Annotated in this window: 12 protein-coding genes; 1 reads left to right on the plus strand and 11 read right to left on the minus strand. The window is 37.3% G+C overall.

The annotated features are described in order from the left end of the window. Positions 1-77 precede the first annotated feature (77 nt). On the plus strand, positions 78-356 hold the full coding sequence (locus tag ACG72T_RS12335; protein ID WP_265478817.1) for a hypothetical protein: 279 nt from the start codon (positions 78-80) through the stop codon (positions 354-356). On the opposite strand, the gene ACG72T_RS12340 is transcribed toward ACG72T_RS12335, so the two are convergent. From ACG72T_RS12340 to ACG72T_RS12390, 11 genes are all read right to left on the minus strand, one after another. Next, positions 346-1,035, minus strand: coding sequence for a zeta toxin family protein (locus tag ACG72T_RS12340; RefSeq protein ID WP_057799491.1), 690 nt, complete (start codon positions 1,033-1,035; stop codon positions 346-348). The two genes, ACG72T_RS12335 and ACG72T_RS12340, sit on opposite strands and share 11 nt — an antisense overlap. A 1-nt stretch (position 1,036) precedes the next feature. Continuing rightward, complete coding sequence (locus tag ACG72T_RS12345; RefSeq protein WP_057799489.1) at positions 1,037-1,234, minus strand: hypothetical protein; 198 nt, start codon at positions 1,232-1,234, stop codon at positions 1,037-1,039. Between the two features lie 149 nt (positions 1,235-1,383). Then, positions 1,384-2,493, minus strand: coding sequence for a replication initiator protein A (locus tag ACG72T_RS12350; RefSeq protein ID WP_105923077.1), 1,110 nt, complete (start codon positions 2,491-2,493; stop codon positions 1,384-1,386). Between the two features lie 505 nt (positions 2,494-2,998). Then, positions 2,999-3,376 (minus strand): hypothetical protein, encoded by a 378-nt coding sequence (locus ACG72T_RS12355; protein ID WP_062688638.1) that lies wholly within the window; start codon positions 3,374-3,376, stop codon positions 2,999-3,001. Between the two features lie 26 nt (positions 3,377-3,402). After that, positions 3,403-3,642: a hypothetical protein gene (locus ACG72T_RS12360; protein WP_041095869.1), complete on the minus strand. Its 240-nt coding sequence runs from the start codon at positions 3,640-3,642 to the stop codon at positions 3,403-3,405. Positions 3,643-3,713: 71 nt separating this feature from the next. Beyond that, positions 3,714-4,505, minus strand: coding sequence for a ParA family protein (locus ACG72T_RS12365; protein ID WP_016527412.1), 792 nt, complete (start codon positions 4,503-4,505; stop codon positions 3,714-3,716). A 134-nt stretch (positions 4,506-4,639) separates the two neighbouring features. Beyond that, the gene (locus tag ACG72T_RS12370) at positions 4,640-5,224 is read right to left on the minus strand and encodes a recombinase family protein (RefSeq protein WP_105923078.1); all 585 of its coding nucleotides are present in this window, start codon (positions 5,222-5,224) and stop codon (positions 4,640-4,642) included. Between the two features lie 235 nt (positions 5,225-5,459). Further along, positions 5,460-5,954 carry an AAA family ATPase gene (locus ACG72T_RS12375; RefSeq protein WP_395266445.1) on the minus strand — a complete coding sequence of 165 codons (495 nt, stop codon included), beginning with the start codon at positions 5,952-5,954 and terminating at the stop codon, positions 5,460-5,462. Then, entirely contained in the window at positions 5,932-6,861 is a 930-nt protein-coding gene (locus tag ACG72T_RS12380; RefSeq protein ID WP_003592463.1) for an IS30-like element ISLpl1 family transposase, read from the minus strand. The genes ACG72T_RS12375 and ACG72T_RS12380 overlap by 23 nt, the downstream gene beginning before the upstream one ends. A gap of 41 nt (positions 6,862-6,902) precedes the next feature. Then, positions 6,903-8,252: an AAA family ATPase gene (locus ACG72T_RS12385; protein WP_373926910.1), complete on the minus strand. Its 1,350-nt coding sequence runs from the start codon at positions 8,250-8,252 to the stop codon at positions 6,903-6,905. A gap of 319 nt (positions 8,253-8,571) precedes the next feature. Continuing rightward, complete coding sequence (locus tag ACG72T_RS12390) at positions 8,572-9,534, minus strand: L-lactate dehydrogenase (RefSeq protein WP_198073575.1); 963 nt, start codon at positions 9,532-9,534, stop codon at positions 8,572-8,574. Positions 9,535-9,611: the final 77 nt, after the last annotated feature.

A 9,611-nucleotide genomic window follows, 5' to 3' on the forward strand; every position in this document is an offset into this window, starting at 1 on the left:
TCTTTTAGCCAAGCAATTTTCTGAATTTTTAAAGGTAAAGTCCGTAGATCATTAGCCATACGAGATGGGGAAATTCCATGTCTAATCAATATGAAAAACTAGTTGAGCAACAAGCGCGTTTAAAACAAAAAATTGAGCGAGAAGATTTTAAATTACGGCAATCTAAATACTACGAAAATCGGCAAACCCGCAAAGCCCGTTCTCGCCGATTAATTCAAAAAGGGGCTTTGCTAGAAAAATACTTTCAAGCTGATAATCTCTCGGTTGAACAAACCGAAGAGCTTTTAAAAACATTTGCTGACTATGTTAACGCCCATAAACCAAATAAACTCAAAAACGATCAGCCTAATAACTAGGCCGATCGTTTTTATTTTCTGAATTATTCATGGGATTTCTAATTTTTAAATCTGGATTATTTTTACCAAATTCATTTAGTTGTTTCTGTATAGCTGATTCAAAGGTAATTTTTGGATTTATCCAAGGAAAATTACGTAAATTATTTTTGATCACCTGGTCATGCTCTCGTCTGTAAACTGATACAAATTTTTGGCTATTATCGTAGATCACGACATTATCAGCTTTGAATGCAACTATTGCTAAATTATGATTTGATTGATTATAGCGTTTTTTAACAATTTCATCTGGTACTCCGTGCCCACCTTTTTTGACCCGTTCATGAACCCGATTAATTGCTACTCTTTCGTTTTTTAATGCCACGTATAAAAGCGTGACCTCAAAACCATTTTGGTGAGCCCGCTCAATTAAATTTAATTGTGCCTTTCCTTGCCCAGCTAAGATTGTTTCAACATGAATACTCGGCCCGGTATCTAAAGCCGCGTGGAGTTGTTTTATTTCTTCGCGCATTGCCCTAAAGTTATCACGATCTTTATGCCAATCGCCACCCATTTTTTGTAGGATTTCATCGGCATTTAATCGTTTGGAGTGAGTAAATAATTCGGGTCTCGCGCGATATAAAGTGCTTTTACCAGCACCGTTTATCCCAGCCACGATGATGTATCTCTTTAGCTCACTCATGTTAAATCACGAAATGCTTTTCGTTGATAATTTGTTCTTGGCGTTTATCTAAGAGGTAAGTGTGTAACGCGTCAAACAACTTGCGCTTATCAGGATCTGGATTATGTGCTGCTTGCTCCCAAATGTCTTGAATATCGACTGCCCAGGGGTCAGCCAACAATTGCTCAATTTTTTCAACTTCTTTGCTGGATTTGGTCATTTAAAAAGCTCCTATCCCATTTTTTTAGTTTAGCTATCGCCAATTCAGCCACTCAAAGTGTCTATCTTTGCTTCTAAGCGATTTTAAAGCGATTTTAATATAATTATGCATGTAACACTTAAAATGGCTTAAACGAGCTAATATGACGTTTAATTCCAAGAACGCTCGTTATCAATATTTTGTTCTTTAGGGTGTTTGGCCGCATATTCTCTAGCCGCTTGTTGATTCCACCAAACGCCAAATAGGTTTTGCATGGTGCCATACAAGTAGTTTTCAACGTTCTTGACATGTTTCTCATTGCTTCTAAGAACGTTAAAGTAGCGTCTTAAGGCTTTAGTCATCAAAGGTTTTAGTTCTTCGTCGTAAAGCGAGATTATGACGCCAATATCTTGATGATCCTTTTCAACTCGGTACTTAGCATTTAAGATAATGCCAATGAAGCGCCGCATTTGTTGTGGGGTACGGCACCAAAAACTAAGTAGTTGCACAGCTTCGGGTTCTAAGAAAACCGGTAAGCCACTGTCTTCATCAGTTAAGAAGTCATTAGCATGGCTCACGAGATCATGGTTTTGCTTTTCTAGTTCTGCTGGTGAGAAATGAGCTGTGGAAAAGTCCAACTTTTGAGTATCTATATTGTATCTATCTTTATCTTTTTCTTTAGGTTCTTTATATAGATTAAGTCCATTTTTTGAACTTCCGCTCGTAGCAAGGGTTTGCGGGGTGTCGTCAACGAACTTATGCGGAAGTTCATTTTTTGAACTTCCGCTCGTAGCAAGGGTTTCAACGGTCTCCCGCGGAAGTTCATTTTTTGAACTTCCGCTCGTAGCAAGGGTTTGCGGGCTATTTTGACCATATTCACCGCGTAAATAGACATCGGTGGCTTTGACATCAAGTTTGGAAAGGTATAAACGGTTCGGTTCATTCTTTTTAGTTTTCGGGTTAAAACCCATTTGTTTCTGAACGAGTAATCCGATTGATTCCAGCTCTGTTTTTGTTTTGATGGCTTTTCCCTTTGAGCAATTAAACAAGTCCATTAGTTCTTGGTTGGTAAAGATAAAGTAAACATGACCCTCACTATCAACCCAGTTATTGCGCAAAGAATACTCTAAACGGTCTTTGAGGACCATATAAGCTAATTTAGCGTCATTGCTTAAATGTTTGTATTGATCGCCATACATTAATACTTTAGGAAATTGGAAAAATAAGGCTCCATATACGTTATCGGCTTCATAGTAATTGAACTTTGTTGATTTTGTCATAATTAAAACTCCCTTTCTTGACTGACACACGCTGTCTCAAAAGAGAGTTGCTAAAACATTTGATTTGCTTTAAAATACAAATCTGATATGCTCTAACTGAATTACAAAGCCTCACGGCTAAATGAATGCTTTGTAATTTACCAGCATGTGTCTATTTCTTGGTTGCCCAGTCGGCAACTTTTTTAATTTCTAACAACAAAAAATGGACTAAATAGCTTCGGTTAGCTACTTAGTCCATTGGTTTTAATTTGTGTTTTTTAACTATCCTTAACTTGTCCTTACGGGCTGGTTTGCGGTATAATTAACTTACAAATTAAGAACAATGTTCAGACGATTTTAACTTGCCGGTCTAAATCGTCTGAATCTAAGTAGCTGTCTGTTAGCTACTTGCTAAACCTAAAATCCCTGATTCCTCGTGAATCGGGGATTTTTCTGTTTAGCTTGATCTTTGTATTCGGTTGTTAAATTAGTCTTAGTCTAGCATAGCGCTTACCTAGCAGCAACTTTATTTAGTCTTGTATACTTTGCCAGCTTTTGGTTGAAACCAGTAAGCGATAGAAGATACCAGTAAATACTCAAATAATATAAAGACACTAAAATGCTTGGCCGTATTAATATCAAAAGCACTAAATATAAGGAGCATAAGTAACCCGATGAAATAAGTGATAAACAGGGACATTATTTGTAAAATTCTTACGACAATACGACGATTACCACTGATTCTTTCAAAGAAAAGTTGTAACCAATATTGCATTGGAAATAACCACTGGCGAATAAAAAAGCGGTCATCTACTAGGTGCTTTTTGGCAATTCCAATGGCTGGAATTATCCAAAAGACAATAAGGCTGGCAAGCAAAAATGTAACATTTATTGAAATTTCCATAACAACTCCCCCCCCTTAAAGTGACATCACATATTTTTTATAAGCTCATTTAAAAATTTGGAGGCAGACTTAAAATTATGTTCTTTAGCCAGACCATCAAGTCTTTTGCGTGCGCTAGGTTGAAGTGAAAAGGTATAGTTCTTAGTACGTTCCTCTTCATCTTTAAAAACAGGAATAACAAGTTTATCTTTAGTATCAGTTTGCTGTTCTGTTTCATTTTTTTGTAGTGCCTTTTTTATGTTTTTGTTCTCTGGATCGAATGCCATAGGTAGTCCTCCTTTATAATTCACATGTATACGTATTGAATATACATGTGATTAACACGTGTACAAAGCATTTATAACTTTTCCGTGATTTCATTAAATGTTTTGTCCATACTATCAAAAAATTCATGTTGATCAATATATGTTTTGTGGTCTTCAGCCATTTTTGAAAGAGATTTTTTATCCAACGTTGAACGATTGAATAGCTCCTTTTCTGGAACTGTAGCCAATACACTGGGATCGCCTTTTAAGGCTTTTAATAACTCGCGAGATGATCTTGTGTTGTGTTTAATCATGTTGGCGATAAAAAATAATTTGGTCGTGACATAAGATTTTCTAGTAGAGTAATCAATGGCTTCTTTGCGTAATTCGTTAATTCTTTCTTCTAGGTTAAATTTTGCATTATACCCATGTTCGCTAGGTGTGATTGGACTAAGGATAGCATTACTAATGATTACTGCATTCTTGGTAGCAGTAGAAAAATCTGGGTGACAATCCAAAATAATATACTCGAATTTTCCTAAATTTAAGCGTTCATAATTATCTGACAACCACATGTAGAGGAACATGTTTTTGTTAGTCTTATTTTCAATGGTCCGCTCAATATCGTCAAGGTGCATGTCTCCGGCAATTAGACTAATATAAGCACTTATTTCATGTATTTTGACTTTCCCTCGATCTAAGAAAATGTTGCCAACGGTGTCTTGATTGTCGTAAATGTTGTAAGTCTGGGTTAAATTACTTTGGTGGTCTAAGTCAATAAATAAAACATGCTTGCCATTTTTTGCTAACCATTCACCATAATTAAAAGCTAGGGTAGTTTTACCAACGCCGCCTTTTATAGCTGAAAATGTAATAATTTCCATTAGTTTCCCTCCTCATACATGCTAAGTAAGCTTAATAAATATCATTACATGTATAATAGCACGTAGCACGTATATTTGCAAATGGTACATATGATTTATATTCATGAATGATTAGTATACACTAGCTAAGTGTCCTATCTCTTGATATTAAGCTTTTTACGATATCGAATAAAAGTTGTCCGCTTGATCCCGGTATTCCGAGCAACGTCTATGTCACTCATGCCTGCCTGATAAAGCTTAAAAGCATGTTGCAAGCGGGGATCATCTTTGGCATATTGAGGTTTCCGACCATGATATTTGCCTTGTTGTTTAGCCAGGGCAATGCCTTGTTGCTGCCGCTCAATAATCCGCTTACGCTCACTTTCGGCTTGATACTTATATAGTTCAATGATGAGGTTGGTCATGAGTTGACGTAAGTTTTGGTCAGCAATCCCCGTCATAGACGGCAAATTCAACACATCTAGGGTGGCCCCCTTACTTTGAATGGTGTTCATGATCTGGGTTAAATCCTGGTTGTTTCGGCCCAAGCGATCTAGTTCAGTGACCAAGACAATATCACCCTCGCGGATATAAGCCAGCAGTTTTTGCAGTTCAGGTCGATTGGTGTTAGCCCCACTTAATTTATCCGTAAATAATTTATCAACGCCTTTTAAAGCCGCTAACTGTCGATCTAAATGTTGCTCCTTGGAACTCACGCGAGCATAACCGATTTTAGTCATTTTCAGTTCTCCTTTTGGACAGTTCTAATGAACATCTGTAATTCCTAGTATAGCACGGAAATAAAAAAGGCCATTAGGGCATACCCTGTTGGCCAGTTGCTTTGGCTGTAATAATAAAATGCAGCTCTGTTTTTAATTAAAGATATTGTTCATTCAAATGTATGCTTGGCGAAACGATGATATGAGAGAAATTGCAGAGCGATGTACGTGCTACTATCAAAATAAATATTGAGAACTAATGCTTTACTGCATTATCGTTTTTCCAGTGTGCTGTGAAATGAGCTTCAGCATGATTATCCGCAAGAATCCGATGAAAGATTGATACCAACTCATCTGCGCTCTCGGTAAAGGATTGTGCAGAAAACTCGTCAATGGCTGAATGAGAATTAACATTGAATAGTTTGAGATACTGCTCATTATTCCGATAAAATTCATCCTGCTTAATTCCCGTAAACTCGATGTACGTCTCAATAATTCGACGCATTGAGTTAAGCATGGAATTTGTATACCCATGTTTTGCCAAATCACCAAGTTCTATCCAGAGTGCATCATAATTTGTCTGCATATCCCGCTTCGCATCAGTAATCTGAACGAATGACCCTTGCCGCAAATGATAAAAGTCACTCTTATCATATTTTGTCTTGCCGTTCTTGTCTTCAAATGCCCCATACGGAGGAACGTTTAAGTAAAAATGGTAGATTGCAAATTTAATCCGAATTTTTGGACAAATTTGTCAGCATAACCTGATACGGTGTTTGCCAGTCGAGTATTTTAAGCGGTCGCTGGTTAATTTGGAGTAACGTCGTCGTTAAATCTTGAGCACTAATGTGCTCAAAACGAGTCCCTTTAGGATAAAAATAACGTAAATTCCGATTAAAGCGTTCATTACTACCACGTTCAGCTGGCGTATAAGCATGGCAGTAATAGGTCTTAATACCATATTGTGATTCAAGTGATACTAGCCCACTAAACTCAGTGCCACGGTCCACAGTAAAGCTGTGCACCGGACCATTAAAAGTGGTTAGGAACTTAGTTAGTGCTTCATTAACAGTCGCTGTCGTCCGATCTTTTAACCGGTATGCCCAAAGGAACCGTGATTTGCGATCGATTAAAGTTAATAAAACTGCCTTACTATGCCCACGAGGACCAACGACTGTATCTAGTTCAAAATCGCCGATGCGCTTACGTTGATTAATCATCATGGGACGCTGTTCAATTGATCGCCCCAAAGATTGATTATATTTGGATCGTTGGTCAACGTTACGCCGTTGGCGTACGCCATGTTCAGGTAGATCATTCAAAGAGAAACCAATTCTCCCCTGATTTAGCCAATTATAAATAGATTTAGTAGCTAGTTTAAATTCGTGAGCAATCATTCCTGGTGACCAGCTTAGACGTAAATGGTTGAGAATTTTTTGCTTTAACTCATCGCTCAGCTTAGTTTTCCGACCACATCGTGATCGCTTGTATTCGGCATCTGTTTGTGCTAATTCAGCCTGATAAGGTTGACATCGAGATAATTCATAAGAAATTGTTGACGGTGATCGGTTCAGCCGAACGCCCATTTGGATATTGGACAGCCCTAGTTCACAAAAGGTTTCGATTTTAATTCGTTCGGAATAGGTTATACTAGACAAAAGATCAGCTCCTAAAAGATGGGTTTGTGGTAAACACCATTTTAAAGGAAGCTGATCTTTTTTGTCCGAACAGCGTTCGGATTAATTTTACAATCTACCAAATGAATATTATGAGTCATGATTACAATGAAGTCTTTTTGGTGATCAAAGCGTTCTCTTTGCTTCCCTTGATAAAGTTTCTGCATTTCCGTAATAATCAAATATTGCATATCAGAGTCGTTCGAATTCATTGGGTCATCAAAAATTATTAACTTTGGAGACGTAGATGTTTGTATGGTTGTCTCACCTAGTTTCTCTAAAAAATATAATAGTGCAATTACATTTTTTTCACCAGTGGATAACTCTTTCACTCTGCGTAGTGTGCTTTTTTTACCTACAGTTTGTGAAACCTGGTAATAACCAGTCTCTTCATTTTCTGTGTAAGTTAACTGCCACGGAACAACTCCTTGTAAACGTTTGTTGATGTTTTTAATTGCCTGTACCTCGGCTTTCGGCTTCAAAGCATCAATTTGATCATTCAAATTCTGAATGTCCGCTTCAAGGTCTGCTTGCTGTCCTACTTTTTTGTCAAACTCTTCTTTGACATTTTTAAATGTTTTTCTTACATCGTTCATCTGCACACATTTCACATCATATTTGAACTGACCAAGTAATTTGTAAATCATGTTATATCGGAGCTTTTCTTGTGCCTCCCTTTTTTTTGTTGCGAGTGATGCTCCATACTCCTTATTATTCTTCACCAACGAATTGTAACTCGAAAAATCAAAATCTTCTGGAACTTCTATGTCTAATTCGTCCAACTCGCTAAATAAATTTTTTTCTTTGGATTCTAGTGCGTCTTCCAAAGCGTCACAAAATGATAATATTATCTTTTTATGTGCAACTAAATCATCCAAAATATTCCCCGCCGTTTCCTGATATTCCGGATAAAATGCTGCCTGAGTCCATTTCATGCTTATAATTAAGCTTGATAATTGACTTACTTTTTTCTTACCCTCAACAATTCGGTTTTTCAATACTGCCACTTCATCAGCACTAAAGTATGATTCGAGTTCTTGAAAGGTTTCTTCGGAAATAGCGTTTCCACAAAATGCGCAAATCTCTCCGCTCTGATGTTTATGAATTCGCATGCCTTCTTCAGCAAAATTAATCCTTTGCTGATTATTTTGAAGCCGTTTAATACGGTTTTTCTCCTCAACTTTACTCTTGAGAATTTCATTTGTACTTTTCAGATATGCTGAATAGTTAACGTGCTTCCATTCGACAGTATTAACGAATAGTTCCTCGGTTTCAAGCGTCTTCTTTAACTGAGTAACATCAATTTCTTGGAGCGCCGCAGCGTGGGAAATTTCCTTCTTAAAGTCACTCTTATTATAGGTCGTCTTAGATATTTGCGGCCGATATTAGTTTTTAAATCAATAATTAAAGGTTGAAAGAATGAAATTATGCTTAGTCAACTGTGATGAAGTTATTAGTAGGAACAAAATTAGCTTAATCGTCCGTCCTCCAACGAGAGTTGAGCCGAAATACAGTGCGAGTTCTAAGCCTGGTGAATCAGACGACACAGAATAGTTTAACTTCCGTCCTGCGGCTCGCTTGGTTTGGACCGCCTTTTGTACTTTGAACTTTTAGACAAACAAAAAAATCGGTAATCCGCGTAAATTAAGTTCGCGAATTATCGATTTTTTAATAACAGTCAAAAAATTAACTTTATTTTTCCAAGTTAGCTAAACCATCGTTTAAAACTTTCTTCAAAGTTTTTGCAGAAGCAGCCATCTTTTGTTTTTCATCAGCATTTAATGGAGATTCAATAACACGAGCTAAACCTGAACCATTAATAACAGCTGGTGTACCAATGTAGATGTCTTTTAAGCCATCATATTGGCCGTCCATGTAAGCACTAACAGGAAGAACCGCATTTTCATCACGTAAGATAGCTTTTGAAATCCGTGTCATAGCAGTTGCAACACCATAGAAGGTTGCGCCTTTTTTGTTGATGATTTCGTAAGCTTTGTTACGAACCTCGTCTTCAATCTTAGCAAGATCATCAGTTGAAACGCCTTCTTCTTTAGCAATTTCAAGTAATGGTTTTGTGCCGATAGTAGCTGCTGAGTAACCAGCAAATTCTGAATCGCCATGTTCGCCCAAGATGTAAGCATCAACAGAAGCAGGTGAAACATTGAATTTCTTACCAAGAGCCACACGTAAACGAGCAGTATCCAAAGAAATTCCTGAACCAATAACTTTTTCCTTAGGGAATCCTGAGAATTTCCATGTAGCGTAAGTTAAGATATCAACAGGGTTAGCAGCAACCAAGAAAATACCATTGAAGCCTGAGTCAACAATTGGTTTAACAATTGTTGATAAAATCTTCAAATTCTTGTTTACAAGGTCTAAACGAGTTTCACCAGGTTTTTGAGGAGCACCAGCTGTGATGACAACTAAGTCAGCATCCTTGCAATCTGAGTATTCACCAGAATAGATCTTCTTTGGTGAAGTAAATGGAGTTGCATCTTCAAGATCAAGTGCATCACCTTGTGTACGTTCCTTGATGACATCGACAACAACGAATTCTTCAGCAATTCCTTGTTGAGCCATTGCAAAAGCAAAACTAGAACCTACAGCGCCGTCGCCGACTAAAACAACTTTTTGATGATTTGGTGTATTAGACAAAATATAACATCCTTTCAATTTGTAATTTCAGATACAAGTATAACACGTTCAGCATTGGTTTCGCATTCACTAATTAA

The sequence above is a fragment of the Companilactobacillus sp. FL22-1 genome (assembly GCF_043951805.1).
Lineage (GTDB): Bacteria > Bacillota > Bacilli > Lactobacillales > Lactobacillaceae > Companilactobacillus.

Excerpts from the sequence above, each read along its gene's own strand:
- ACG72T_RS12350 (WP_105923077.1), bottom strand. The coding sequence starts at position 2,493 with ATGACAAAATCAACAAAGTTCAATTACTATGAAGCCGATAACGTATAT.
- ACG72T_RS12365 (WP_016527412.1), bottom strand. The coding sequence starts at position 4,505 with ATGGAAATTATTACATTTTCAGCTATAAAAGGCGGCGTTGGTAAAACT.
- ACG72T_RS12360 (WP_041095869.1), bottom strand. The coding sequence starts at position 3,642 with ATGGCATTCGATCCAGAGAACAAAAACATAAAAAAGGCACTACAAAAA.
- ACG72T_RS12355 (WP_062688638.1), bottom strand. The coding sequence starts at position 3,376 with ATGGAAATTTCAATAAATGTTACATTTTTGCTTGCCAGCCTTATTGTC.
- ACG72T_RS12340 (WP_057799491.1), bottom strand. The coding sequence starts at position 1,035 with ATGAGTGAGCTAAAGAGATACATCATCGTGGCTGGGATAAACGGTGCT.
- ACG72T_RS12370 (WP_105923078.1), bottom strand. The coding sequence starts at position 5,224 with ATGACTAAAATCGGTTATGCTCGCGTGAGTTCCAAGGAGCAACATTTA.
- ACG72T_RS12335 (WP_265478817.1), top strand. The coding sequence starts at position 78 with ATGTCTAATCAATATGAAAAACTAGTTGAGCAACAAGCGCGTTTAAAA.
- ACG72T_RS12345 (WP_057799489.1), bottom strand. The coding sequence starts at position 1,234 with ATGACCAAATCCAGCAAAGAAGTTGAAAAAATTGAGCAATTGTTGGCT.